Origin of the sequence: Sorangium sp. So ce119 (genome assembly GCF_051524405.1) — a bacterium.
In the GTDB taxonomy this organism is placed as follows: Bacteria; Myxococcota_A; Polyangia; order Polyangiales; family Polyangiaceae; genus Sorangium; species Sorangium cellulosum_G.
Genome location: NZ_CP150310.1, coordinates 7,671,429 through 7,697,693, shown reverse-complemented (window position 1 = coordinate 7,697,693; position 26,265 = coordinate 7,671,429). Strand labels below are relative to the sequence as shown.

The 26,265-nt window shown below is 71.1% G+C and carries 21 protein-coding genes; 5 read left to right on the top strand and 16 right to left on the bottom strand.

Annotated elements, in window-relative coordinates:
• The first annotated feature begins 451 nt into the window (after positions 1-451).
• From WME76_RS29010 to WME76_RS29000, 3 genes are all read left to right on the top strand, one after another.
• The gene (locus WME76_RS29010) at positions 452-1,735 is read left to right on the top strand and encodes a hypothetical protein (protein WP_437955507.1); all 1,284 of its coding nucleotides are present in this window, start codon (positions 452-454) and stop codon (positions 1,733-1,735) included.
• A 51-nt stretch (positions 1,736-1,786) separates the two neighbouring features.
• A complete protein-coding gene (locus WME76_RS29005) occupies positions 1,787-2,422 on the top strand; it encodes an MBL fold metallo-hydrolase (protein ID WP_437955506.1) in 636 nt (211 codons plus the stop codon).
• Positions 2,423-2,700: 278 nt separating this feature from the next.
• A complete protein-coding gene (locus WME76_RS29000; RefSeq protein WP_437955505.1) occupies positions 2,701-3,822 on the top strand; it encodes a branched-chain amino acid aminotransferase in 1,122 nt (373 codons plus the stop codon).
• Positions 3,823-3,840: 18 nt separating this feature from the next.
• On the opposite strand, the gene WME76_RS28995 is transcribed toward WME76_RS29000, so the two are convergent.
• From WME76_RS28995 to WME76_RS28950, 10 genes are all read right to left on the bottom strand, one after another.
• The gene (locus WME76_RS28995; protein WP_437955504.1) at positions 3,841-5,235 is read right to left on the bottom strand and encodes a sigma-54-dependent transcriptional regulator; all 1,395 of its coding nucleotides are present in this window, start codon (positions 5,233-5,235) and stop codon (positions 3,841-3,843) included.
• A 193-nt stretch (positions 5,236-5,428) separates the two neighbouring features.
• Complete coding sequence (locus WME76_RS28990) at positions 5,429-5,827, bottom strand: CBS domain-containing protein (RefSeq protein ID WP_437955503.1); 399 nt, start codon at positions 5,825-5,827, stop codon at positions 5,429-5,431.
• 258 nt (positions 5,828-6,085) lie between these two features.
• Positions 6,086-6,529, bottom strand: a complete 444-nt coding sequence (locus WME76_RS28985; RefSeq protein WP_437955502.1) for a response regulator — start codon at positions 6,527-6,529, stop codon at positions 6,086-6,088.
• Positions 6,530-6,597: 68 nt separating this feature from the next.
• Entirely contained in the window at positions 6,598-8,217 is a 1,620-nt protein-coding gene (locus WME76_RS28980; protein ID WP_437955501.1) for a protoglobin domain-containing protein, read from the bottom strand.
• Positions 8,211-8,744, bottom strand: coding sequence for an adenylyl-sulfate kinase (locus tag WME76_RS28975; protein ID WP_437955500.1), 534 nt, complete (start codon positions 8,742-8,744; stop codon positions 8,211-8,213). Before WME76_RS28975 ends, WME76_RS28980 begins: the two co-directional genes overlap by 7 nt.
• Positions 8,741-9,865, bottom strand: a complete 1,125-nt coding sequence (locus tag WME76_RS28970) for a phosphotransferase family protein (protein WP_437955499.1) — start codon at positions 9,863-9,865, stop codon at positions 8,741-8,743. Before WME76_RS28970 ends, WME76_RS28975 begins: the two co-directional genes overlap by 4 nt.
• A gap of 222 nt (positions 9,866-10,087) precedes the next feature.
• Complete coding sequence (locus tag WME76_RS28965) at positions 10,088-12,046, bottom strand: multicopper oxidase family protein (protein ID WP_437955498.1); 1,959 nt, start codon at positions 12,044-12,046, stop codon at positions 10,088-10,090.
• 227 nt (positions 12,047-12,273) lie between these two features.
• On the bottom strand, positions 12,274-14,160 hold the full coding sequence (locus WME76_RS28960; RefSeq protein WP_437955497.1) for a multicopper oxidase family protein: 1,887 nt from the start codon (positions 14,158-14,160) through the stop codon (positions 12,274-12,276).
• 329 nt (positions 14,161-14,489) lie between these two features.
• On the bottom strand, positions 14,490-15,578 hold the full coding sequence (xylF, locus tag WME76_RS28955) for a D-xylose ABC transporter substrate-binding protein (RefSeq protein WP_437962166.1): 1,089 nt from the start codon (positions 15,576-15,578) through the stop codon (positions 14,490-14,492).
• A gap of 78 nt (positions 15,579-15,656) precedes the next feature.
• Positions 15,657-17,303 (bottom strand): glycoside hydrolase 5 family protein, encoded by a 1,647-nt coding sequence (locus WME76_RS28950; RefSeq protein ID WP_437955496.1) that lies wholly within the window; start codon positions 17,301-17,303, stop codon positions 15,657-15,659.
• A gap of 507 nt (positions 17,304-17,810) precedes the next feature.
• On the opposite strand from WME76_RS28950, the gene WME76_RS28945 reads away from it, so the two are divergent.
• A complete protein-coding gene (locus WME76_RS28945) occupies positions 17,811-18,902 on the top strand; it encodes a sterol desaturase family protein (protein ID WP_437955495.1) in 1,092 nt (363 codons plus the stop codon).
• Here the strand turns inward: WME76_RS28945 and WME76_RS28940 are convergent.
• Positions 18,859-19,761, bottom strand: a complete 903-nt coding sequence (locus WME76_RS28940) for a LysR family transcriptional regulator (protein WP_437955494.1) — start codon at positions 19,759-19,761, stop codon at positions 18,859-18,861. The genes WME76_RS28945 and WME76_RS28940 overlap by 44 nt on opposite strands.
• Before the next feature lie 500 nt (positions 19,762-20,261).
• Between WME76_RS28940 and WME76_RS28935 the strand changes: the two genes are divergently transcribed.
• Positions 20,262-21,377 (top strand): ADP-ribosylglycohydrolase family protein, encoded by a 1,116-nt coding sequence (locus WME76_RS28935; RefSeq protein WP_437955493.1) that lies wholly within the window; start codon positions 20,262-20,264, stop codon positions 21,375-21,377.
• A 54-nt stretch (positions 21,378-21,431) separates the two neighbouring features.
• On the opposite strand, the gene WME76_RS28930 is transcribed toward WME76_RS28935, so the two are convergent.
• Genes WME76_RS28930 through WME76_RS28910 form a run of 5 tightly spaced genes read right to left on the bottom strand, consistent with a single transcriptional unit; the run spans position 21,432 to position 26,262 of the window.
• Positions 21,432-22,463 carry a tellurite resistance/C4-dicarboxylate transporter family protein gene (locus WME76_RS28930; protein ID WP_437955492.1) on the bottom strand — a complete coding sequence of 344 codons (1,032 nt, stop codon included), beginning with the start codon at positions 22,461-22,463 and terminating at the stop codon, positions 21,432-21,434.
• Positions 22,460-22,687, bottom strand: coding sequence for a DUF6755 family protein (locus WME76_RS28925; protein ID WP_437955491.1), 228 nt, complete (start codon positions 22,685-22,687; stop codon positions 22,460-22,462). Before WME76_RS28925 ends, WME76_RS28930 begins: the two co-directional genes overlap by 4 nt.
• On the bottom strand, positions 22,684-23,340 hold the full coding sequence (locus WME76_RS28920; protein ID WP_437955490.1) for a ubiquinol-cytochrome c reductase iron-sulfur subunit: 657 nt from the start codon (positions 23,338-23,340) through the stop codon (positions 22,684-22,686). Before WME76_RS28920 ends, WME76_RS28925 begins: the two co-directional genes overlap by 4 nt.
• 1 nt (position 23,341) lies before the next feature.
• A complete protein-coding gene (locus WME76_RS28915) occupies positions 23,342-23,998 on the bottom strand; it encodes a 4Fe-4S dicluster domain-containing protein (protein WP_437955489.1) in 657 nt (218 codons plus the stop codon).
• Positions 23,995-26,262 (bottom strand): molybdopterin oxidoreductase family protein, encoded by a 2,268-nt coding sequence (locus tag WME76_RS28910; protein WP_437955488.1) that lies wholly within the window; start codon positions 26,260-26,262, stop codon positions 23,995-23,997. Before WME76_RS28910 ends, WME76_RS28915 begins: the two co-directional genes overlap by 4 nt.
• Between the last annotated feature and the right edge of the window lie 3 nt (positions 26,263-26,265).

Below are 26,265 nucleotides of genomic sequence, written 5' to 3'. Positions count from 1 at the left end.
CCCTCCGGGTCCAGCGCCATCGCCACCGTTGCGCCCCGGGACGGATGCGAGCTCGTGAGCACCGCGAGCGAGCGTCCGCGAGCGCAGAGGCTGGAGCTCTCGGAACGCGCGTGAGCCGCGCCGCGCGCGGCAGCGTGACGGAGAGGCGCTGTCCGGCGAGGTGCAGAGTCGCGCCGTCCGAGATGCGGAGTCGCGCCTTCGCCCCCATCGCGCGTCGTCCGCCGCCCGCCTCCAGCGCGCGCGACCACCTCTCGGCAGATCCCGCGACGTCGCCGCGATCCGGCGCCGGCGGACGCGCGCTGAGCGGTCCCGCCGATCTGCCAGGAACACCCCACATCCGCGCCTGTCGTGCGCGGACGAACGGCGCATGCGCGACTCGTCAAGTTCGCAGATGCGTTTTCTCGACGGCCTCGTGTAGCCTGTATCGGTGGAGGTTTCCATGCAGAGCACAATGCGTCGCACCGTTCTCCTCGCGCTCTTCTCCGGATTTGCCGTGGCAGCTTGCTCCGCCCCTGATGCGTCGAGCCTCTTTGCCAGCGGGGGGGCCGGGCCCGGCAGCGTGACGTCGTCAGGCGGGGGCGAGGGCGGCGCGCCGGGCGAGGGCGGTGGCGGGGGCGCGCCGGGCGAGGGCGGCGGGAATGGCGTGGGCGCGGGCACGGGCGGGGCCGGAGGCGAGGGCCCTGTCATCGTGGATCCTCCGGTCTGCGGAGACACCTACGTCGACTGCGACGCGGACGCCGAGAACGGCTGCGAGGTGAACGTGATGGGCGACGCCCTGCACTGCGGCACCTGTCCCGTCGCGTGCCGCGGGAGCTGCCAGGAGGGGACCTGCGTCTCCACGAGGACCCACGCCACGGGCCAGCGGGATCCGGTGTACATCGCCGTTGCCGGCGGCGACCTGTTCTGGACCAACGGCGATGAAGGCATGGTCATGCAGTGGTCGCACGAGACCGACGAGGCGAGCGTCATCGCGTCCGATGAGGTCGACCCGGCGGGCATCAAGGCCGACGACACGTACGTCTTCTGGGTCAGCCAGGGGCGGCGCGACCCGTACACCGGCGCGGTGATGCGGTGGCGGCGCGGGGGCGACGAGGCGCCGTCCGCCCTCGCCGCGGCGCAGACCGCGCCCTTCGGCGTCGCGCTCGACGACGAGTTCGTCTACTGGACCAACCGCGAGGGCGGCGGCGCCGTGGTCCGCGCTCGAAAGGACGGGAACGGCAACGGCCCGTTCGTCAAGATCTGGAGCGGCGGGGGGTCGCCCCACGGGGTCGTCGTCGACGACACCCATGTTTACTGGACCGTCCTCCCCCAGGACGAGGACGAGACGGACGGCCGCGTCATGGCCGCGCGCAAGGACTCCACGGGCGAGGGGCCGTTCACCACGATCGCGACCCTCCAGGGCCAGGTGCGCGAGATCGCGCTCGACGGGAGCCACGTCTACTGGACGACCAGCAGGACGGGCACCGTGGTGCGCGCGCCCAAGGTCGGCGGGCAGGGGGAGGTCACGGCGCTCCTGACCGGGCTGCCCAACCCGCGGGGCATCGCCGCCGACAGGACCGGCGTTTACGTCACCGACCCCGAGTCGGTGAACATCATCAAGATATGGCCGAACGGCATCATCGGGGCGTTCGTCGCGCGCGAGGCGTCGCCTTACGGCATCGCGCTCGACGCGGAGCGCGTCTACTGGACGAACGGGCTCGGCTCGAACGGCACCATCGAGAGCGCCCCGAAATAGGCGCGCCCGCCGAATGCGGTACCCGGCCGGGGCGTGCTACAAGCTCGCCCCGTGCTGCTCGAGACGTTTCCCGTCGGTCCGCTGGGCTGCAACTGCTCGATCCTCGTCGACCCTGCCAGCAAGGGCGCGGTGGTCATCGATCCCGGGGGCGACTTCGACGCGATCCGCGCCCGCCTCGAGCGGGCCGGGGCGAAGGTCGCGGCCATCGTCCACACGCACACCCATATCGATCACGTCGGCGCCACGGCGCCGCTCCAGCGCTGGTCGGGCGCCGCCGCGCGCATCCACGAGGCCGATCGCTTCCTGTACGACATGCTCCCGGAGCAGGCGGTGTTCCTCGGCATCGCGACGCCGGAGCGGTGCGAGATCGACGGCGACCTGAACGACGGCGCGGTGGTGAAGGCGGGCGGGCTCGATCTCCACGTGCTCCACACGCCGGGGCACACGCCCGGCAGCGTGTCGTTCCTGGTCGAGGCGCAGGCGGGCGCGGTGGCGTTCACGGGGGACACCCTGTTCCGGCGCGGCATCGGCAGGACCGACCTGTGGGGAGGCGACTCGCAGGCGATCTTCTCCTCGATCCGGGGCAAGCTGCTCACGCTCGACCCGTCGACCCGGGTCGTGACCGGACACGGCCCTTCCACGACGATCGGTGAGGAGCGCGACAGAAACCCTTATCTGAGGGGGTGACGACCGGCCGCTCTCGTGCGGTGAGCCGCCGGTGAGGCGAGCTCGGGCGGAGCCATCGTCCGCAATCGCATCGATCGGTCGGAACGCGCGGTCGGCGCGCGCGGATTGCACAATTTTCGCGAACGCGCTCCGGATGGAACAGCCCCCGCGCCGGCGCGCCTCTTCTGCGAGAAAGTGCTTGCATCCCGCCAGGATTCTTCTGAAAAATGCCGCACGACGAGCGCAGCGTCGGCGCCCCTGCGCCGGTAGGCCGCTGTCCGTCGCGGAAGTCGAGCACGATGAGCACCGATAGCGCGCCCGCCACGAAGGTCGATCTGGAGATCCTCCCCACGCAGCACCCTCTCGGCGACGCGGAGCGCGCGCAGCGCATGCAGAGCCCTGGCTTCGGGCGCGTGTTCACCGAGCACATGGTGGCGATCTCGTACTCCGCGGACAGGGGCGGCTGGCTCAGGGGCCAGCTCAGGCCGTACGCGCCGATCACGCTGGATCCGGCGGCGATGGTGCTGCACTACGGTCAGGCGATCTTCGAGGGGTTCAAGGCGTACCGCCAGCCGGACGGGCGCATCAAGACGTTCCGGCCGGAGGCGAACGCGCACCGCTTCAACAGCTCTGCCCGCCGGCTGGCGATGCCCGAGATGCCGGTCGGGCTCTTCGTGGGCTGTGTCGACGCCCTGATCCGCCAGGATCGCGCGTGGGTGCCCGCGGCGGTGGGCGAGAGCCTGTATATTCGACCGCTGATGTTCGCGACCGAGGCGGCGCTCGGGGTGCGGTCGTCACGCGACTACGATTTCCTGGTGATCGCGTCTCCTGCGGGCGCGTATTTCCCCCAGGGCGTGAAGCCCGTGACGGTCTGGATCTCCGAGGATTTCGTCAGGGCGGCGCCTGGCGGCACGGGCGCGGCCAAGTTCGCCGGCAACTACGCGGCGAGCCTGCTCGCGCAGATGAACGCCGCGGCGGAGGGCTGCGCGCAGGTGGTCTGGCTCGATGCCGTCCATCGCCGGTATGTCGAGGAGATGGGCGGAATGAACATCTTCTTCGTCTACCAGGAGGGTGGCCGCACGGTGGTGGTGACGCCCGAGCTGACAGGCACGCTCCTCCCTGGCATCACCCGCGACAGCATCATCCAGCTCGCCCGTGATTTCGGCTATGCCGCGGAGGAGCGCAAGGTCACCTTCGACGAGTGGCGCTCTGCGGTGCGCGAGGGCCGCATGACCGAGGCCTTCGCGTGCGGCACGGCCGCGGTGATCACGCCCATCGGCGCGGTGAAGTCCCGGGAGGGCACCTTCGCCATTCACAACAACGAGACCGGCCCTGTGGCGGCGCGCTTCCGCGAGGCGCTGCTCAACATCCAGCACGGCCTCGCCCCCGACACGCACGGCTGGATGCACGACGTGGTCTGACGTCCCTCGGCGAGCGCCTCAGTCCGCGGCAGACGCCTTCTTCGACTTCGCCGACATCCCGTATTCGTGCAGCCGGTACTGGATGGTCCGTATGCTGATGTCGAGGAGCTCGGCCGCGCGCGTCGTCGACCCGTTCGTCGCCTCGAGCGTCGACAGGATCGCGTACCGCTCGATCTCCGCCATGGTCGCGCCCGGGATCCGCAGCGCCCCCTTGGCGACCGGCGCCGCGTCGATCGGGAGGTGGTCCGCGTCGATCTGCGTGTCGTCGCACAGCACGACGGCCCGCTCGATCGCGTTCTCGAGCTCGCGCACGTTCCCCGGCCACCGGTGCGCCACCAGCTTCGCCCGCGCCTGATCGGTGAACCCCTCGATTTTACGATGGTTTTCGGCGGCGAACCGCCGCAGAAAATGGTTCGCCAGGAGCAGCACGTCCGTGTCCCGCACGCGCAGCGGCGGCATGTCGATGTGGACGACGTTGAGCCGGTAGTAGAGGTCCTCCCGGAACTGCCCCTCCTGCACCGCCGCCGCCAGATCGCGGTTCGTCGCCGCGATGAGCCGCACGTCGACCGACACGGTCTCGTTCCCGCCGACGCGCTCGAACGCCCTCTCCTGGAGCACCCGGAGCAGCTTCACCTGCGTCGCGGGCGCGATCTCGCCGACCTCGTCGAGGAACAGCGTCCCCCCGTGCGCCTGCTCGAAGCGCCCGACGCGCCGCCTGTCCGCGCCGGTGAACGCCCCGCGCTCGTGGCCGAACAGCTCGCTCTCCAGGAGCGACTCCGCGAGCGCCGCGCAGTGCAGCGTCACGAACGGCGCCTTCGCGCGCGGCCCCTTCGCGTGGATGGCGCGCGCGAGCTCGCCCTTGCCGGTGCCGCTCTCGCCGGTGATGAGCACCGTCGCCCGCGCGCCCGCCACCTGCCGGGCCATCCGGTAGACCTTCTGCATCGCCGGGCTCGCCCCGATGAGCCCCTCCACGCCCTCGCCCTCGCGCTCCCGGAGCTGCCGGCGCAGGTTCTCCGCCTCGACCCGGAGCGCGCTCCGCTCCTGCGCCCGCTCGATCGAGAGCAGCAGCGCGTCGAAATCGACAGGCTTCGTCAGGTAGTCCTCGGCCCCCGCCCGCATCGCCTGCACCGCCGAGGTCACGTCCCCGAACGCCGTCACGACGATCACCGGCAGCGACGGATCCTGCTCGCGCAGCCTCCCGAGCAGCGCCATCCCGTCCATCCTCGGCATCTTCAGGTCGGTGACGACCACGTCCGGCGGCCGCTCCGCCGCGATCTCGAGCGCCTCGGCGCCGTCGGCCGCCGCGTCGACCGCGTAGCCCTCCTGTCGCAAGAGCTTCTCCAGCCCCGAGCGCGCGCTCGCCTCGTCGTCCACGACGAGCACCCTCGAGCTCTGTCTCTTCTCGGCGTTCATGTCGTCCCTTCCGCAGACCGCCGGAGGATACCGCGCCTTCGAGGCGTCGCGACCCTCCTTTGACCGCAGCGCGTCAGGGCGACAGGCAAGCACCGCCCCGAGGGCGACGCAAGATCCTCGCTCCGTCGCGCTGCGCGCGCGCGTCTCGCGCGTCTCGCGCGTCGCGTACGGTTTCGGGGACGACGGCGCGCCGTCAGCGGCTCTCGGTGCTCTCGACGTTGTGGTGGATGCCGGCGCCCAGGTCGGCCAGCTCCTCGGCGAGCAGGACCGTGAGATCGTCCGCGGTGACGATGCCGGTCACCTTGCCGTCGTAACGGACGATCGGCAGCCGCCGGACGCCGCGCTCGCGCATCAGGCGCAGCGCCGTCTCGATGCTGTCGGTCTGCTGGAGCGTCGTCGGATCGTACGTCACGATCTCGGACACCAGCGTCTTCTCGGGCTCGCGCGCGTCGGCCATCACCCGCAGCACGAGATCGCGATCGGTGAGGATGCCAATGGCGCGCGCCCCCTGCGTGACGACGACGCACCCGACGCGGAACTCGCGCATCCGGCGCGCGACGGCGGTGGCGGTCTCGGTGAGCTCGGCGCTCACGGCGCCATGTTCGAAGCGGCTGAGGGACATGCCCTCATCCAGTGCACGACCCGCGCCACGGAAGGCGACCCGGCCGCTCCGCCCTGCGCCGCGCGCGCGGCGATCGCGCCGGCGGCCAGGGCCGGGATGCGACGCGGGAATCACGGGAGGGATCGCCTCGGCGGCGGCGGGTCGGGCGGGGCCCGAGGGGGCGGCGCCTCGCAGCGGTTGCGCGCCGGCGCAAGCGGTTCGCCGGCGCCCGGCGCGCCCGCGGCCGGCTCAGGCGAGGGGAGGGGACGAGGAGGAGAGATGCGGCTGTGCGTGCGCCACGCCGGAGAACACCGCCTCCACGCTGCAGCGGAGCTCGGCGCTGAGGGCGCCGTAGTCGACCGGCTTGGTGTGCACCATCGCCGCGGGCGCGAACCCCCGCCCGAGCCGCGCCACGAGCTCGGGATACCCGGTGAGCACGAAGAGCGGGAGATCGGGCCTCAGCGACCGCGCGAAGCGCGCGACCGCCATCCCGTCGGCGTGGGGCATCCGGAAGTCCGTCACCAGGATGTCGGGGAGCGGCGTCCGGGCGAGCCGCGCCATCGCGAGGGCGCCGTCGGTGGCGAGCTCCACCCGGAAGCCGTCGTCCTCGAGCAGGCGCGCGAGCAGACGGACCGTGCGGACGTCGTCGTCGACGAGCAGAATCAGCGGCTGTTCGATGCTGTGCGATTCCACGCCGGGCGATCTTCCAAGTTGCGTGCCAGCGCGGGCCGCCCCTCGCGCGCCGCGAGGAGCGCAGGATCTCAGCCGGAGAGCCGGATCGGGAGCGTGACGCGGAACAGCGTCTTCCCCGGGCGGCTCTGGAACTCGATGCTCCCCTCGTGATCGGTGATGATGCGGTGCGCGATCGCCAGCCCCAGCCCGGTGCCGTTCGGCTTGGTGGAGTAGAACGGATCGAAGATCGGCGCGTCCGGGTTCGGGACGCCGGCGCCGTCGTCCTCCACCTCGATGACGGCCTGGCGCGGCTGGCGCCGCGCGCGGAGCACGACCGTCCCGTCCCTCGACGGCGCCACCGCCTCGATCGCGTTGCGGAGGAGGTTCAGGAGGACCTGCTCGATCTTGGCGGGATCGAGCTCGAGCACGATATCGGTCGACGGCAGATCGACCTTCACCTCGGCCTGCGCGCTGGCGCCGTCGCACGCGAGGGCGAGGCGGACCGCCCGCTCGCAGAGCGAGGCGACCGACGTCGGCGTCAGGACAAGCGGCTTCGGCCGCGCGAAGTCCAGGAACTCGCTCACCAGCACCGACAGCCGGCGGATCTCGTCGCGGACGACCTTGATCGCCTCCACCGTGTCCGGGTCCTTCATGCCGGCGCGCGCGAGCCCCCGCTCGAGGAAGGTCACGTGGAGCTGCGCGCCGTTCAGGGGGTTGCGGATCTCGTGCGCGAGGCCGGCCGCGAGCGTGCCCACCGCGGCGAGCTTCTCGCTCTGGCGCACCCGCGCGGCGAGCGCGTTCTCGTCGGTCGTGTCCTGCCCGATCGCGAACAGGACCACCTCGTCGTCCGCCGCGGAGGGCGCGTAGGCGAGCTGCCACCGCACGTCGCGGATCTTGCCGGCGCGCGTGCGCAGGCTGCTCTCCAGGAGATCGGCGTCGGCGCGGCGGCCCGCCGCGATCTCCTTCACGAGCGCGCCGTGATCGGCGTGCAGCTCCTCGGGCAGGAGCGTCTCGACGAACGGCATCCCGAGGATCTCCTCGCGCCCGAGCCCCGTCATCCGCTCGGCCTCCCGGTTGAACAGCCGCACGACCGCGTGCGCGTCGAGGCCCACCACGAGGACGCGCGCGAGCTCGACGGCGCTCTTGTACCGGTGCTCCGTGCGCGCGAGCGTGCGGCCGACCTCCTCCCGGTCCAGCCGCTCGGCGCGCTGCGCGCGCGCGAGGAAGTCGTCCCGGTACGTCTCCAGCATGATCGCGAGCTCGAGATCGAGCACCTTGCTCACCGCCGCCCGGACCGGGATCATGTCGCCGCCGAGGGCGCTCCAGGCGATCTCCTCGAACGCGAGCCGGATGAGGTTCATCGCCGTGAACATGTAGTGCTGGGGCAGGCCGGCCCGGACGTGCACCCGCCCGATCTTCGCGGTCTCGTCGAAATACGCGTCGTCGTAGGGCCCGGTGCAGATGCGCGTCATCCAGCGGACGAGCGAGCGCTTGAGACGTTCCACCTGCTCTTCTCCGGTGAAGACCTCGTGAGCGCCCTCGTGCTCGCGGATGCGGTCGTAGAACTCGTCGGCGATGCGGCGGAAGTGGGGCTCCGCGTGCGCGCGGAACGCGGCGAGCCGGCCCGCGTCCTCCTCGGTGAAGCGAACGTACCGCTTGATCTCGTCGAACAGCGTCTCCACCGCGGGCACGGCGTCGGAGCCTACCACGAGCACACTTCCGCGGCGGGGGACCAGGATCTCGCGCGCTCCACGATCGCCCCGAGCGCCGCGTCGTCCTCGCCGCCGCGCGCGACGAGCTCCGGCGAGCGCGGCGGCTCGTAGTCGAGGCCCGCGCCGGGGAGCTCGCCGATCTCACCGGCGCCCGCCGACCGGTAGAGCCCCTTCGGATCGCGCGCCTGGCAGACCTGGGGGGAGACCTCCAGGTACACCTCGAGCAGCCGCGGCGCGAGCGCGCGGGCGCGCTCCCGGTAGGCGCGGCGGTGCGCCGTCGCCGCGACGATCGCGACGAGCCCCTGGCGCGCGATCAGCGCCGACAGGCGCGCGAGGGTCTCGTAGAAATCGTCGCGGCCGCGCGGATCGTAGCCCGGCCGCGGCACGAGCGCGTCGCGCACCTCGTCGCCGTCGAGCAGGCAGCTCGCCCGGCCCTCGTCGAGCAGCGCGCGGTGCACCCGCGCGGCGAGCGTCGATTTGCCCGACGCGGGCAGCCCCGTGATCCAGACGACCCCGCCGCTCACGCGAACACCCGCTCGGCGTCGTCCGGATCGAAGCGCTCGGCGTCGAGGGCGCGCTCCGCGAAGCCGAGCAGGGCGTCCCTCGCGCGCGGCGTGACCGCGGGGTACCAGGCCGGGTTGGCCAGCACGAGCGCGCGCCACGCCAGGAACGGCGCCGCCACCTCGAGCACGCCCGCGTCCCCGCTCTCGTCGAGGTACACCCGCCAGAACCGCTGCCACAGCGCGCGGAAGGCGCCCTGCCACGCGCCGGGCGCGTCCAGCGCGAAGAAGACGTAGTTGACGGCGAGGCACGCGACGTCATCCGCGGGGTCGCCCTGGGATCCGCGGCTCGTGTCGAGCAGCGTGAGCTGCGACTTCTCGTTGAACACGACGTTGAACGGGTGGAAATCCCCGTGCGTGCGCGCGAGCCGCCGATCGCGGCCGCGCAGCTTCCATCGCCACGCCACGCAGCGCCGCTCGATGGCCTGGAGCCGCTCCGGCGGCGCGCCGGGCGCGTCGGCCGGGTAGCCGTCGATGATCCCGAAGATGCCCTCTCCGTGGCCCACGAGATCGCGCACCGCGCGGCGGTAGCTGCCCGGCTGCGCGCCGGGCGCCGCGTGGAGCGCGACGAGGTACCTGGCGAGCGCCTCGCAGCGCGCGAGATCCCGCGGCGTCGCGCGGCCCTCCGCCGCGATCCGGCGCAGATCCTCGGCGTAGATCCGCCCCTCCGCGTACGTCGTGAGCAGGTAGAACTCGCCCGCGTCGACGAGCGACAGGAACCGCCGATCATGGGTCAGCGTGCCGATGTCCACCACCTGGACGTGCGCCGGGATCGAGCCGAACGTGTCGAACGCGAGCAGCACCTCCGCCGCGCGATCCGATCGCCTGTCGTGTCCGAACGCGTCCGCGGTCACGGTGTGCAGGACGAGCCGCTGCATCGAGCCGTCGCGCCGCTCCACCGTGATCCGCCGCGGGGCGCCGTACCCGGCGGCCTTCTCGGTCCCATCGCGGCTCGAGCCCCCGTCGGGCCCCATGGGGGTGACGTCGACCACCCGCGCGTCGGGCAACACCGCTTCGATGAGCTGACGGACCGAGCCGAGCGGATCCAGCTCGGAGGAGAGGGACGAGACGGGTGGAGCGCCCATGGTCTCTTCAAAGAGAGCGTGGTGACGTTCTGACATGGCCATGTGATCCGCGTGAACGGCAAGAAGCAGGCCGGATGCTGATGAGCCTGGCCCTGCCGCGACCGGGGCTGGGATGGGGGATGGCGGCGGCCGGATGAGCGCGAGCCAGGGCGTCGGGCTAGGCCGGTCGCGCCGCAGGACGTGCGTCCCCGCGCGAGGCGTGCGTCCCCGCGCGAGGCGGGCTCAGCGCCGCGGAATGTCGGCGGGCATGGGCCCGATCTGATAAGGCCGCATCATCTCGTTGTCCTCGTGTTCCAGGATGTGGCAGTGCCACACGAACCGGCCGGATCTGTCGAACCTCAGCTTGATCCGCGTGATCTCGTCGGGATACGCGATCACGGTGTCCTTGAAGCCCTCCTCCCCGTCGTCCGGACCGCGCACGCTGCCGTCGGCCGACTCGCGATTGACCACCTGGAACTGGACCGCGTGGACGTGGATCGGGTGCGCATCCATGGTGAAGTTGTGGAGCTCCCAGATCTCGGTCGATCCGGTGGCCGGGTTCTCCGAGACGGGATCGTCCCAGTGCAGCGGCGTGGGCACGCCGGAGAACGTGCCCAGCAGGGCTGCTCTCGGGCCCACGTCGGGGTCGACCGCGGAGCTCTCCTCGTTCAGCGACAGCCGCCGCGCCGCGCGCGCCTCTCCGAGCGGCTCGAACGACGGCAGCCTGAGCCGGTGAGGGGGCGTGCTCGTGTCCCGGCTCGTCGCCTTCACGACGCGGAACTGCATCACCTGCCCTGTCGTCGCCGGGTCGGCGGGCACCAGGTCGCCGGGGAAGGGCGCGTCCGGGCCGAGGTTGAGGAGGACGATCTCGGTGCCGGCGCGGACACGGCTGAAGTCGACGATCACGTCCGCGCGCTCGGCCGGAGCGAGCAGGAGCGTGTCGCGCTCCACGGGGCGGGGCAGGAAGCCTCCGTCCGAGCCTATCTGCCAGAACCGGAGGCCGTTCTCCATCTGCAGGATCAGGAACCGCGAGCTGCTGCCGTTCAGGATGCGGAAGCGATAACGTCGCTGCTCGACCTCGAGGTAGGGCCACGCCCGGCCGTTGACGACCATGACGTCGCCGAAGAACTCCGGGACCCAGTAGGGCGAGATGTCGCCGCGCGGGATGTACAGATCGGTGTCTTCGGCCGGGAGCCCGCGGCTCCTCGGGTAAAAGAGCGACCCATCGTGGTTGAAGGAGCGGTCCTGGATCACGAGCGGGATCTCGTACACCTTGGCATCAGCGCAGTCGCCGGGCGCCGGGGCCGGTCCGGGGAGCGTGCCGCGCGGAAGATCGTCCGGGCCGCCGCGCAGCAGGTAGAAGCCGGCCGGCCCCGCGTAGACGTTGAGGCGGGTCATGCCGAGCGTGTGATCGTGGTACCAGAGCGCCGTCGCCCGCTGGTCGTTCGGGTACTCGAACACGGCCGACCCGGGCTCCCACAGGTCCCCGAGCGGCGACGTGCGCTTGTAGTAGTCGTAGAACGTCCCGGTCTTCGCGTAGTCGCGCGGGATGCCCCTCGCCGCGGGGAGATACCAGGCCTCCGGATAACCGTCGCTCTCCTGCCGCACCCCGGCGGCGCCGTGGAGGTGCGTGACGATGGGCACGGGGCCATGGTACGGGTCCGGCGGGCACTCGCCCGCGAACGTGGGCCGCATGTCGCGGCCTTCCACCCCGCCGGGCGGGTTGGCCCAGTGGAGGGTCGGGTCGACCGTGAGCAGGTGCGGCAGGAAGCGGCCTGTCACCGGGTGCTTGAGGTCGTTGATCCACTTCACGCGCACCGGCCTCCGCCACGTCGCCTCGATGGTGAACGCCGGGTAGCTGAACGTCTCGGGATGATGAATCGAGCCGTATCCCCACACCCTTGTCGGGCCCCTGTGGAGCCCGGGCGGCAGGATGTGCTGTTCGAACTGCCGGACGGCGATCTCGTAGTCATCGAAGCGCGAGCCGCGCTCATCGTGCCTGCCGGACCTCGGCATGACAGGCGGTATGAGCAGCGGGAGGCTGTACCGGTGCTCGGCGATGTCGACGCCGGGGAGGGTAGGTCCGGAGTCGTCGAGCGGTCGACACGTATCGAAGAACGCCCTCGCCAGACCGCCGCGTCGGAGCACCAGCAGCCCGCCCGTCGCGGCCAAACCATGCTTCAGGAGCCGTCTTCGTTCCATGGAGGACATCGCATCTCCTTGCCTCACAGCCCGGCGCCGCGAGCGCGGGATATGATGATGGGCGCAGAGAACCGAGCAATCCAGGAGTCTCCGGATCCGGGAGGCTCCATGATCATGAACGATGGTCCGGGTCCGGGAGGTCCCCGGCGGGATCGGCGGTCCGGCCGCGCGGCCGCGGTCGCCTCGGACGACGCGCCGGGCGCGGGTCGTGGTCGCGCGCGGCGCGGCTAACGTCTCGGGCTGTCGTCCGGGATCGGGCCGATGTGGTAAGGCCGCATCATCTCGTTGTCCTCGTGCTCGAGGATGTGGCAGTGCCACACGAACCGGCCCGGCCTCTCGAATCTCATCTTGATGCGCGTGATCTCGGAGGGCAGCGCGATCACGGTCTCCTTGAAGCCCTCCTCGCCTGCGTCCGGCGGGCGCGGCGGCCCGTCGAACGGCTGGCGATCGACGATCCGGAAATGGACCTCGTGGACGTGGATCGGGTGCGCGTCCACGGTGAAGTTGTAGATCTCCCAGACCTCGGTCGACCCGACGGCCGGGTTCTCCGTGATGGGATCGTCCCAGCAGAGCGGCCTCGGCGCGCTGGAGTCCGCAGGATCCCCGACCGTCCCGAGCAGCGCTGTCCTCAGGATCCCGGCGTCGGGCTCCAGCCCGGAGCTCACGTCGTTCAGGGACAGCCGCCGCACGACCTGCTCGTCCCCGAGGGAGGGGAGCGGCGGCAGGGTGAGCCGGTGAGGGGGCGTGCTCGTGTCCCTGCTCGTCGCCGGCACGACGCGGAGCTGCATCACCTGCCCAGTCGTCGCCGGGTCGGCCGGGGCGGCCGTATCGCCGGTGAAGGGCGCGTCCGGACCGAGGTTGAGGAGGACGATCTCGGTGCCGGCGCGGACCCGGCTGAAGTCGACGATCACGTCCGCGCGCTCGGCGGGAGCGAGCAGGAGGGTCGCGCGCTCCACGGGGGCGGGGAGGAACCCTCCGTCGGCGCCTATCTGCCAGAACGGCAGATCGTTCTCCAGCTTCAGGATCAGGAAGCGTGAGCCGCTGCCGTTCAGGATGCGGAAGCGATAACGTCGCTGCTCGACCTCGAGGTAAGGCCACGTCTGGCCGTTGACGACGATGACGTCGCCGAAGAACTCCGGGACCCAGATCGGCGAGATATCGCCCCTCGGGATGTAGAGGGCGTCTCGCGGCGGGGAGAGCCCGCGCGTGCCCGGATAGGAGAGCGAGCCGTCGTGGTGGAAGGAGCGGTCCTGGATGACGAGCGGGATCTCGTACACCCTGGCTCCCGGACCGTCCCCCGGCCGCGGGGCTGGTCCGGGGAGCACGTCGTGCGGGAGGTCGTCCGGTCCGCCGCGCAGCAGGTAGAAGCCGGCCGGTCCCGCGTAGACGTTGAGCCGGGTGATGCCGAGCGTGTGGTCGTGGTACCAGAGCGTCGTTGGCCGCTGGTCGTTCGGGTACTCGAACACGGCCGCGCCCGGCGCCCACAGGTGCCCGAGCTGCGACGTGCGCTCGTAGTGATCGTAAAACGTCCCGGTCTCCGCGTATCCCTCCGGGATGTCGGTCGCCGCCGGGAGGTACCAGGCTTCCGGATAACCGTCGCTCTCCGGCTGCACCCCTTCGGTTCCGTGGAGGTGCGTGACGAACGGCACCGGGCCCCGGTACGGTCCCGGCGGGCGGTCGCCTGCGAACGTGGGCCGACCGTCGCGGCCTTGCGCCCCGCCGGGCGGGTTGGCCCAGTGGAGGGTCGGGTCGACCGGGAGCAGGTGAGGGAGGAAGCGGCCCGTCGCGGGGTCCTTCAGATCGTTGATCCACGTCACGCGCACCGGCCTTCGCCACCGCGCCTCGATGGTGAACGAGGGATAGGCGAACGTCTCCGGGTGATGAACGGAACCGTAGCCCCACACCTTCGTCGGCGGCAGGCCCAGCTCGCCCGGCAGGACGTGCTGCTCGAGCTGCCGGACGGCGATCTCGTAGCGATCGAGGCAGGCGCCGTCCGCGTCGAGCCCCGGCGCCGCCGGCATGACGGGCGGGATGATCAGCGGGCGCGTGTACCTGGGGATCGCGGCGCCTGGGAGCGTCCCGGCCGAGCCCGGGACGGCGGGGCACGCCGTCATGGCCGCCCTCATGACGCCGCCGCGCTGGAGCACCGGGAGCCCGTCGCGGCCGGACCGCGCCGCCCGAGCTGTCGTTGCTTCATCGAGGACATCGCATCTCCTTGCCGCGCGCCGCGCGCCGCGCGCGCGCAGCATCATGACCAGCGCGCGGGCCCGAGCCACTCGGGAAGCGCCGGATCCGAGGCGGAGGGCGCGCGCCCGCGCCCGCAGGACGGGGACGGAAGCGGCCGACGGTGGATGGCAGAGGAGGAGAGGAGGCGCTCGCCGTCAGATGTCAGCGATGGGCCATCTGACGGCGAGCCAGGCGGTGAGCGCGTCCCGGGCAGGCCCTACTTGGCCGCGGGCCACTGGTCCTTCGGGACGTCCTTGTAGACCTCCTCGACCTTGTGGAACCCGTCGGCGATCACCGTGGAGGCGAGGTTGTCCTTGTCCACGGCGATCGGCGCGATGAGGACGCTCGGCACGTCCTTCTTCCCGTTGTTGACCGTCTGCGTCTTCTCGCCGAGCTGCTCCTTCTTCGCCATCTTGATGGCGAGCTCGGCGGCCTTCTCGGCGAGCAGCTTGAGCGGCTTGTAGACGGTCATGCTCTGGGTGCCGGCCGCGATGCGCTGGCACGCGGCGAGCTCGGCGTCCTGCCCCGAGACGACGACCTTGCCGGCGAGCTTCTGCTCCCCGAGCGCCTGGACGGCCGCGCCCGCGAGCCCGTCGTTCGAGGCCACGACCGCCGTGACGTTGTTGTTGTTCTTCGTGAGGGCGTTCTCGGTGATCTTGAGCCCCTCGACCGGCTGCCAGTCCTTGGCCCACTGGTCCGCCACGACCTTGATGTCGCCCTTGTCGATGAGCGGCTTCAGGATGTTCATCTGCCCGTCGCGGAAGAGCTTCGCGTTGTTGTCGGTCGGAGATCCGCCGATGAGCACGAAGTTCCCCTTCGGGTGCGTCTTGACGAGGTGCTCGGCCTGGAGCTCGCCCACGCGGACGTTGTCGAAGGACACGTAGAGGTCGAGGTCGGAGTCGAGGATGAGCCGGTCGTACGCCATGACGGGCACGCCCTGCTTGTGCGCCGACTCGACGATGGTGGCCGTCGTCTTGGCGTTGTGGGGCACGACCACGAGGACGTCGACGCCCTGCGTGAGCAGGTTCTCGGCCTGCGAGTTCTGCAGGGCGTCGTCGCTGTTCGCGGACTGCACGAGCACCTGGGCTCCGAGCGACTCGGCCTTCGCCTTGAACAGGTCGCGGTCGCGCTGCCACCGCTCTTCCTTCAGGGTATCCATCGAGAAGCCGATCGTGATCTTCTTCTTGTCTGTACCCTTGGTGTCCGCGCCCTTCGCGGCTTTTTCCTCTGTCTTGCCCGCGCCCACCTCGTTGCTCGGCTCCGGCTTCGAGCAGCCGGCCGAGAACGCGAGCGAGAGCAGCGCCATGAGAAAGGCAGAACGACGAATCAAGGTGACCTCCGCGTCAGATGAAGGGATGTGGGGCTGTGATGGGGCCCGACGTGGTTATTCGATGGTGTTGATCTGGTCGGCGTAGCTCATGATGGTGTTCAGCGTCTCGGTGTCGCCGTCGTACACCGAGTACCAACCCTGGAGCTCGTGGGGCGGATCGCCGATGTAATCCTCCCCGAGATGCCAGTAGTCGTTGCCGTCGTCCGTCGGCCTGCCGGTCCCGGCCCAGGCCCAGAAGTTGACGCCGGCGAGCTCCTCGTTGGCGACGACGGCGTCGAAGAGCGTGGCGTAGTACTCGTTCCGCTTGGTGACGGACGACTCGACCGCCTCCGACTTGTCGTCCCGCGCGAGCCCGAACTCCTCGACGACGATCGGCTTGTTCAGCGCCTTCGCGTGCTCGATCTGCAGATCGATGTACTCGTTGGTCTTGGTGATCGCCTCGCTCAGCGACCTCGCCTCGTTGCTGTCGATCGGCAGCGACGGGTCGTACCACTCCCAGTTCTCCGGCCAGACGTGGAAGGTGAGGTAGTCGATGCCGGCGACGTCGTGGAACTCCCTGAAATCGCTGTTGGCGTAGTCGCCCCAGTTGTAGGACAGGTCGCCCTCCGAGCCGATGGAGACGAGGTGGTTCGGGTCGATGTCCTTGATGAACTTCGCGTTCCGCTCGACCCAGCGCTTGAAGACCCCGCCCCAGCCCTTGAAGGAGCGCGGCTCGTTGCCGAGCTGCCACGCCATGATCCCCGGGTGGTCCTTCAGCTTCTCGATCAGGACCTTGGCCCGGCTGAAGTAGAACTCCTGCGCCTTCTTGTTGCAAAAGAACAGGCTCGAGAGGTCCATCTGGTCGGGCCAGGGGTTCGTGCTCGGATCGAGGACGCCCGAGTGCGGGATCGCCCACGCGTCGATCGCCACGGCCTGGCAGTCCTCGCCGGTGCCCTCCTGGAACCGGATCGAGTCGGCGAACGGCACGTGGTGGTCTGCCGCGAGCAGCTCCGCGCCCGTCTCGGGGTCGGTCAGGCCGACCTGGTAGTCGCTGAAGTCCTCTCCGCAGGTGGTCTCCGGCTGGTCGTGCGCCCACTTCATGTACTGCGGCATCCCGCCGGACCAGTGCCAGAAGTCGTTCAGGGTCATCACGGCCTTCATCCCGCGGCTGTGCATCTCGTCGAGCACGTTCTTCAGGTGGGCCGCGTAGACCACCAGCGCCCGATCGGCGCACGGCGCGTCGTTCGACGCCGGATAGATCCGCTGCGGTCCGAACTCCTCATCGTTCTGCTGGGACTCCGGGATGTCGCCCTCGGCGAGCGCCATGATCCGGAGGTTCAGTACGCCGTGCGCCTGGAGGATGTCCAGCTCGGTGCGCAGGCGCTCGAGGCTCACGAAGGGAGCCGCCCAGAAGTTCGTGCCCATGTACTTGTACGGTTTCCCGTCGAGCGTGAGCTTACTCCCGTCGACGCGGACGTAGCACTTTTCGGCATCCTGGGCGCAGTCGATCGCCTCGCCCCCGCCGTTTCCGTCCCCGCCGTTTCCGTCCCCGCCGCTACCGGTCGCGCCGCCGCCGGCGTCCCCGCCGCCGCCGCCCGTGTCGCCGCCGCCGGTGTTGTCGGAGCCGCCCGTGCCCCCGGAGGGCGACGGGTTGGCCGGGTCCTCCGAGGAGCACGCGGCGAGGGTGAGCAGACCCAGAGCAAGCAAGAAGGTTCTGTTCATTGGTGGGTTCCTTACCTGGTTCGAGGTTCGTTTCTCAAGAGTGGCTGAGCGCCATCGCTCGACGCACCGGCCGGTTCGCGGCGGTGCGCCGAGCGGTGGGGCCGCCGTCGTGGTGGTCGTCGTCTCGCCGGCGATGCTCGCGAGCTCCCCCGAGTGTCACGCGCATACAATTCTCCGCTCGGGGTGGTCGCTCCCACCGTCGCGGCCCGTGGCAGACCACTTAATCGGTTCAGCGTCAACAGGGAACGGGGCGCTCGGCCGGCTGCTGCCGTGTGGCCCGCGCGGCGCTCTCCACGCGGCGTGAGCCGGCCTTCCTGTGGGCGCGGGCACGCCCCGGGCGGGGAATCCGGGCGTGGGCCCGAGCGGGTCGGACGCTCTGCGCGCCGCGCGTCGCGGTCGGCCGGTGGCCGTGTCGCGGCGTGTCGTCAGGCGTGCCGGGCGCGTCCGGGCTACGATGAGCGGGCGTGAGCCGGCGCGCAGCGCGGCGGCTCCGCGGAGGCGTGGGGCATGTCGCAGAGCCTGATCCTGCTTGCAGTACCGGCCTTCTTCGCGCTCATCGGCGTCGAGCTCTGGCTCTGTCGCCGCCGCGGGCGCCGCGATTACCGCTTCTCCGACGCGCTCGCCAACCTCTCGTGCGGGGTCGGGCAGCAGGTCCTCGTCTCGGTCGTGAGCGGCGGCCTGCTCGTCTATCTGTTCCTCTTCGAGCGCGCCGCGCCGGTCCGGCTGCCGCCGTCCGCTGCGTCGACCTGGCTCGCCTGCTTCGTGGCGGTCGACTTCTGCTACTACTGGGCCCACCGCACGAGTCATCGGGTGAACTTCCTGTGGGCGGCGCACGCGGTCCACCATCAGAGCGAGGACTACAATCTCTCGGTGGCGCTGCGTCAGAGCTGGCTCCAGCGGGCGCTCTTCTGGCCGTTCTTCTGGCCGCTCGCCCTGCTCGGCTTCCCGCCGGCGGTGCTCGTCACGACCTACACGCTGAACATCCTTTATCAGTTCTGGATCCACACGCAGCTCGTCGGCCGCCTCGGTCCGCTGGAGTGGGTGCTCAACACGCCGTCTCACCACCGGGTGCACCACGGCGTCGACGCGCCCTATCTCGACCGGAACCACGGCGGCGTGCTCATCGTCTGGGATCGGCTGTTCGGCACGTTCTGCGCGGAGGCGTCGCCCCCGCGCTACGGCGTGGTCCAGCCGCTCGCGAGCTTCAGCGCGCTGCGCGCGAACCTCGACCCGTGGCGCAGGCTCGCGCGCATGGCGGCGGCGGAGCCGCGCCTCGTGGGCAAGCTGCTCGTCTTTCTCCGGCCGCCGGAGTGGCGGTCCGAGGCGGCCCCGCCCGAGGCGGGCCCGCTGCGCACCGACCCCGGCTATGTCCTTCACGACGTCGAGCGCCCCTCGCCGATCCGCGCGCTCGCGGCGGCGCTCTTCGTGGCGGCGCTGCTCGGCGCGATCGCGCTCCTCGGCGCGGCGCCTGGCCTCGCCGCCGGCCCGCTGTGGGCGGGGGCGGCCGTCCTCCTCGCGGCGCTCACCGCGGTCGGCGCGCTGCTCGACGGCCGGCTCAGGGAGGGCAGGGCGCGGCGTCGGCCTCGATGGGTCGGCTAGCGAGGAGGTCGTCCAGCAAGGCGCGCAGCGCCACCGACTGGCCGGCTGCCCGGGTATACAGGGCGGTCGCTTGCATCACCGGCAGCTCGAGGTCGGGGAGCAGGCGCACCAGCGATCCTCGTTCCAGGTCACCCAGCGCGAGGAACTCGGGCACGAAGGCGATGCCCAGCCCGGCCCTCGCGGCGTCCCGCGTGACGATCATGTTGCCGGTGCTCATGCGCCAGGGCACGCGCACCGTCTCCTCGCCGACCTTCCACTGGCTGAGCTCGGGCCGCGTGACGATGGCGGCGTGCCGGGTGAGGTCGGCGGGGCTCCTGGGCGTGTCGTGCTGCTCCAGCCAGCTCGGCGAGGCGACGATGACCATCGTGACGGCGGCCAGCTTTTGGCTGATCAGCTCGCTGTCCTTGATCGTCCCCATGCGGATGGCCAGGTCGTAGCCGTCGCTGACCAGGTTGACGCGCCCATCGTGGAGGTGCAGGTCGATGCGAATCGACGGATAACGCTGCATGAACGAGAGCAGGCGGGGCGCGATCGCCGCCTGGCCATAGGCGACGGGCGCGGTGATGCGCAGCAGCCCCGAGGGCGCCGCGTGGTCGCTCTTGACCTCCGCGGTCGCCTGCTGCGCGTCTCGGACGATGGGCAGGACCCTGTCGAAGAAGCGCCTGCCCGTATCCGTCAGGCTGAGCGCGCGCGTGGAGCGGATCAACAGCGGCGCGCCCAGCCGCTTCTCCAGCAGCGCGAGGTTGCGGCTGATGGTCGCCTTGGGCAGCCCGAGCGCCCGGCCGGCCGCGCTGAGCGAGCCTTCCTCGACGATGCGAACGAACATCGACAGACCGGACAGATCATCGGGTTCCCTCAATGCTCCGCTCCTCGAACGCGGTCGTTCCAGGAGGCCACCTGGCGCCGCTGCGGGCATCTTCGCACAGTCTGGACGTGATCCTAAGCGTGGCGGCGCCGGCGCGGCGTCCCTCCTCGCAGGGAACCGCGCCGACGATCTGCCGGGGCAAGGTGGCCAGCGTGCTCCGGGTCAGCTTCGATGTGTGGCTGATTCGTTGAACTGAACAGGGAGGCGGGGAGGCGGGGAGAACGATCTTCACATACTCCCCGTCTCCCCGCCTCCCTGTGAATTTTTCTGGAGAATTCGAGGGGATGCCTCAGGTGAAACAAGGCTCCATCCCGCCGCGGTTCTATCTGGAGTCGCCGAGCGGACCCTCGGGCGACGCCGCGGCGGCGCGACATGATGTCTACCGGCGCTGACGGAGCCTGCCAGGATGGCGAGCTGCGCCGTGGGCGAGCGCGTCGGGCGGCGCGGATCTCCGCGGATGCGCAGCGGGCACGGTCCGTGAATGGAGCGCTCGCATGTCCATCCAGACGACACCCATCGATCGCGAGGACCGGCTCACCGGCGTCCTCCTTGGCGTGGCGGTCGGCGACGCGCTCGGTCTTCCCCGAGAGGGCCTCTCGCGCCGCCGCGCCGCGCGCCTCTTCGGCTCGGCGCCGCTCGAGCATCGTTTCGTGCTCGGCCGCGGGATGATCAGCGACGACGCCGAGCACGCGTGCATGACGGCCCAGGCGCTGCTGGCCGCGCCCGAAGACGCCGCGCGGTTCGCGCGATCGCTCGGGTGGCGGCTCCGCGGCTGGCTCGCCGCGATGCCGGCGGGCGTCGGTTACGCCACGTTGCGCGCGATCGTCAAGCTATGGCTCGGCTTCTCTCCGGAGCGGAGCGGCGTCCGCTCGGCCGGCAACGGCCCCGCGATGCGCGCGCCGATCCTGGGCGCCGCGCTCGCGCTCGCGCCCTCGCGCATCGAGCCGATGGTGCGCGCGTCCACGCGCCTCACGCACACCGACCCGCGCGCCGAGGAGGGCGCGCGGATCATCGCCCTCGCCGCCGCGTATGCCGCGGTGCGCGCGCCGGAGCAGGTGAATCCGGCCGAGCTCCTGGCGCTGCTCCGCGAGCGCGTCTCGGACGGGGAGCTCCGCCGCCGGCTCGACCGCGCGGCGGAGCTGCTCGCCCGGCCCGCCTCGGCGGAGGACTTCGCCGCGGCGATCGGGCTTCACGAGGGCGTGAGCGGCTTCATCGTGGACACCGTGCCAGCGGCCCTGTTCTGCTGGCTCGCGAACGTGGGTGATTTCCGGCGCGCGGTGGAGGACGTCATCCTGCTCGGCGGCGACGCCGACAGCACCGGCGCCATCGTCGGCGGCCTCGCCGGCGCGACGCTGGGGGCGCGCGCCATCCCGGAGGCGTGGCTCGGCGGGATCGCCGACACCCCGCGATCGGTCGGGTGGATGCGGCGGCTCGGCGCGCGCCTCGCGCGGGCGTTCCGCGGCGAGGAGGCGGGCGCCGCGCCGGGGGAGCGCGCTTCGGGCGGGGAGGGGCCACTCGGCCTCTTCTGGCCTGTATTGCCGGTGCGCAACCTCATCTTCCTGGCGCTGGCGCTGAAGCACGGATTCAGGAGGATGCTGCCGCCTTATTGAGCCGGGCCGACGACCGTTCGCCGAGGCCTCGCCCGGCGCCGGGGGGGCCTCGCTCTAGGAGCGCTGCGCCGAGCGGGCGAGGTGCAGCGCCAGCCCGACCGCGGTCGTGAGCCACGCGGCGAGCGCCACGTACACGAAGCGGAACGAGATCTCGATGAGGTACGGCGCTTCGACGGCGGTGGAGAGGCGCGCTGTCGACACCGTGTACATGCCGAGGGGGAACACCGCACCCCAGTACAGCGGATCGTACCGCAGCGGGAAGCGCTGGTGGACGTGACGCCAGATGCCGAGGATCACCAGCATCGGGATCCACCAGGTCGCGGTGGCCCACCAGAGCAAGGTCATGCCGCGGAGGAACGACAGGAGCTGCCCGAGGACCGGCGAGTGCGGCGCCGCCGCGACGAGCGTCGCCCCGGCGAGCGCCGAGATGGCGGCCGCTCCCATGTTGATCCAGTAGGGCGGCGCCAGATCCGACGGGCTCATCGCGAAGAACGCATAACGATAGAAGATGATCCCGATGATCCAGAGATAGAGCATCCCGCCGCCGAGCCACATGGCGAGGCAGAAGAGCAGGACGGGCGGCGCGTCGTCGCCGAGCCGCGTCGCGAGCTGCGTGCCGAGCACGCTGACCGACTGCGCGGCGACCACGGCGATCAGCCAGCCGCCGTTGATGCCGTGAGCGAGCGTCGGCTTCTCGAGCTTGACGAAGAGGATGGTGAAGACGGCGTAGGTGAGGACGGCCCAGAGGGCGATCCCGGCGACCCAGAGGACGAACGCCGCGCGGTGAGCGCCCCCGACCAGCAGGCACTGGGAGCCGAGCACGCAGGTCGCCGCCACGGCCGTGAAGAAGCCGACCGAGCGGCCGTGATCGAGCAGGTCCGCGAGGACCCGGTCCCGGTGGCGGACGACGCGCGCGATCGCGAGCGCCCAGAGGGCCGGGTAGAACACGAGGTTGAGCCCGAAGAGCGCCCTCGCCACGGCGCCGAGCCCGACGATGTGACACGCCAGCGACACGATGCCGGTCGCCATGACGAGCGCGAAGTACGCCGGGTGCATCCCGGCCAGGCCGCCGGGCGCCGCCGTCACAGGCGCCCGAGATAGCGGAGGAGCCCCAGGTTGAGCGCGAGGCACGCGGCGCTGGCGCCGAGCGCCGGCCACACCACCCCGTCATCTCCCCCGAGGAAGGCGTTCATCGTCGCCGTGAACAGCCAGAGCTGCAGGGCGACCAGGATCAGCAGCATGCACAGGACGCCGTGGACGATGGTGGTCCGCTGCGCGCGCGCCCGATGGCGTTCCGGCCGCCGGTTCATACGGTCCTCTCGTGCACGCCGATCGCGAACACCTCGCCGCCGACGATCTCGAGCTCGATGCGCGGCAGCGGTCGAGGCGGGGGCCCTGCGATGTTCCGCCCGGTGGCGAGGTCGAAGTAGCCCTCGTGGCAAGGACACCGGATGACACCCTGGTCGATCTGCGGCACCACCGCGCACGACAGGTGCGTGCACTTCTGGCTGAACGCCACCACGCCGCCGTCGGCGAGGCGGATCAGCAGGCAGGCGTCGTGCTCGCCGGGGTAGTCGAACACGATCGCGGAGCGGACCGGGACGTCGGCGAGCGCGGCGATCCGCTTGCGCGGCGGCGGAGGACGCCGCTCCCGCACCAGGCTCTGCGCCGCGATCCACGCGTGGCCGGCCGTGAACGCGCCGCTGGTCAGGACCAGGAACCGGGCGAAGTCGCGCCGCGCGACGTGGTGGTCCCGGGGCCAGTCGATCGCGAAGTCCTGCCGCCACCGCGGCTGCTCGTCGAGCGGCTGGCCGTCCGGCGCGACGGTGACGTCGTCGGGGTCGCGGGTCGGCTCGTAGACATCGGCGCGGGTCGTCCCGGTCAGCCCCTGGCGCTCGGGCGCGTCGAGGCGCGTGTCCAGCGCGAGGGCCTCCTCGAACCGGCGCTGCGGATCGTCAGGCATCTCAGACCTCCACCTCGGCGAACGGATCGGGGGCGTCGGCGAGGACCGGCAGCCGGACCGCGCGGCTCGCCGGGCGCTCGTCCATCGCCGCGGTCACGTCGATGTGCGCCGGCGCCGCCGGCCGGCGAGGCACCATCACGTTGACGCGGGTCGTGATCGTCTGGTCGCCGAACCTGAACGTGTTGGTCGGCATCGACTGCGGCCGGAGCGCGATGCTCTGCTCGCGCGTCCCGAAGAACAGCGCCTGGCTCGGGCAGACCGTCGCGCACATCGGCTTCTTGCCGACCGACGTGCGGTCGTAGCACATGTCGCACTTCATCATGATCGCCCGATCGATGTAGAGCTCGGGCACGCCGAAGGGGCACGCGACCACGCAGTTGCCGCACGCGATGCAGCGCGGCTTGCGCGCGCTCTGCACCACGCCGTCGCCGGTGCGCTTGATCGCGTCCGCCGGGCAGACCTCGGCGCACGTGGGCTGCTCGCAGTGCATGCAGACGACCGGCACCGTCTGCACCGAGCTGCCGCGATCGACGTACTCGAGGTGGATCATCGACTCGCCCCGGTGCGTGTCGCACTCGGTGCACGCCTCGACGCACGCCCTGCAGCCGATGCACCGGCTCGGATCGACGAAGAACTCGAGGTGCTGGGGTACGCTCATTGCTGCGGCTCCCGCTCGGCGGCGTAGGCGGGCGGCCCGTCGGCGCGCCGCAGCCGACAGCCGCAGACCTTGTACTGGGGGATCTTGCTGACCGGATCCTGGGCGGCGACCGTGAGCCGGTTCGCGCTCTTGTCGCCGGGCCAGTGGTACGGGATGAAGAGCGTGTCCGGGCGGATCGTCGTCACGACCATCGCGCGGAGCGTGATGGCGCCCCGGCGCGTCTCGCACGTCGCCCACTCCCCGTCGGCGATCCCGAGCTTCGCGGCGAGCCGCGGGTGCAGCTCGATCTTCGGCTCGGGGTAGTGCATCACGAGCGGGCCGATCCGGCGCGTCTGGGTGCCTGAGAGGAACTGGTTCACGACGCGGCCGGTCGTCAGGAGGAGGGGATACTCGTCGGACACGTCGTCGACCGGCACGCGGTATTCGGCGACGTTGAACCGCGCCTTGCCGTCGGGGAAGTAGAACCGGCCCTCCCCCTTCGCGACCGGGTTGTAGCTCCCCGGCTCGAACAGGCGCGGTGTCCCCTGGTGGTCGGGGGTCGGCGCGCCGGTCCGGGGATCCTCGCTGTAGCAGGGCCAGAACACGCCCATCTGCCGCTCGATCTTCTCGTACGTGATGCCCGAGTAGTCGGCGACGCCGCCCTTGCTCGCGATCCGCAGCTCCTCGAAGATGGCGTGGGGGCTCTCGAACGTGAAGCCCTTCGGGCGGCCGAGCGCGCGGGCCAGGTCCTGGATGACCACCCAGTCCCGGCGCGCCTCGCCGGGGCAGTCGACGGCCTTGTTGATCTTGATGACCCGGCCTTCGACCTGCGTGACGGTCCCCTCGTCCTCCTCTTGCAGGCTGCCGGGGAGCACGAGGTCGGCGTGGCGCGCGGTGTCGTTGAGGAAGAAGTCGATCGCGACGTAGAAGTCGAGCTTGTCGAGCGCGCGCGCGACGAACTGGTTGTCGGGCAGCGACACCTTCGGGTTGAAGCAGATGGAGAGGAGGCCCTTGATCTCGCCGGCGTCGATCTTCCGGAACATCTCGTACGCGTCGACCCCCGCCCCCGGCAGGTCCTGCTCGTCGACGCCCCACACCGACGCGATGTAGCGCCGGTGCTCCGGGTTCCGGATGTCGCGCCAGCCGGGGAGCTGGTCGCACTTCTGGCCGTGCTCGCGGCCTCCCTGGCCGTTGGCCTGGCCGACGATCGTCCCGTAGCCGCTCTTCGGCTTGCCGATGCGCCCCGACGCGAGCACGAGGTTGATCGTGCCGAGGGTGTTCTCGACGCCGTTCGAGTGGTGCTCGATCCCGCGCGCGTGGAGGAGGAAGCTCGACCGCGCCGTCCCCCAGAGCTCCGCCGCCTGGCGGATCGACCGCTCGGGGACGCCGGTGACCTCCGCGGCCCGCGCGACCGGCCAGCCACGGCAGTACGCGGCGACCTCGTCGAACCCGACCGTCTCCTGATCGATGAACGCGCGGTCGATCCAGCCGTTCTCGATCATGAGCTGGAGCACGCCCGCGAAGAGCGCGGCGTCGCGCCCGGGTCGGACCGGCAGGTAGAGGTCGCAGGTGCGCGCGATCGGCGTGATCCGCGGATCTTGCACGATGACCTTCGCGCCCATCTCGCGCGCCTGCCAGATGTAGTTGGTCGTGATCGGCGAGCACTCGGCCACGTTCGAGCCGGCGATCCAGATCACCTCGGTGCCGACCATGTCGGACCACGGGTTGGTCGTGCGGTCGATGCCGAACGCCTTCTTGTTCGCGGCGCCCGCGCTGACCATGCACAGCCGGCCGTTGTAGTCGATGTACGGCGTCTTCAGGCAGACCCGGGCGAACTTGCCGAGGAGGTACGTCTTCTCGGTGGTGAGGCTCGCGCCGCCGAGGACGCCGACCGAGGCCGGGCCGTGCTGCTCCTGGAGCCGCGCGATCGCGCGGGCCGTGCTCTCTATCGCCTCGGCGTACGGGATCGCGCGGAACCCCGACGGAGCGGCCGGATCGCGCCGCAGGGCGGTCAGCAGGCGATCGGGGTGGGATCCCTGGAGATACCGCTTGACGCCCTTGGGGCAGAGCATTCCCCGGTTGAAGGGGAAGTCCTCCCACGGCTCGAACCCGATCACCTCGTTGTGGCGGACCTTGAGCTGGATACCGCACTGCTGGCCGCAGAAGCAGCAGTGCGTCTTGACGAGGCGCTCTGGCTCATCGGAGGTGTTGCCGCGCGTGCGCGCCGACAGGTGCGGGCCGAACGCCCGGGTGATCGCGAGATCATCGACAGGGAGGGTCGCCATCGC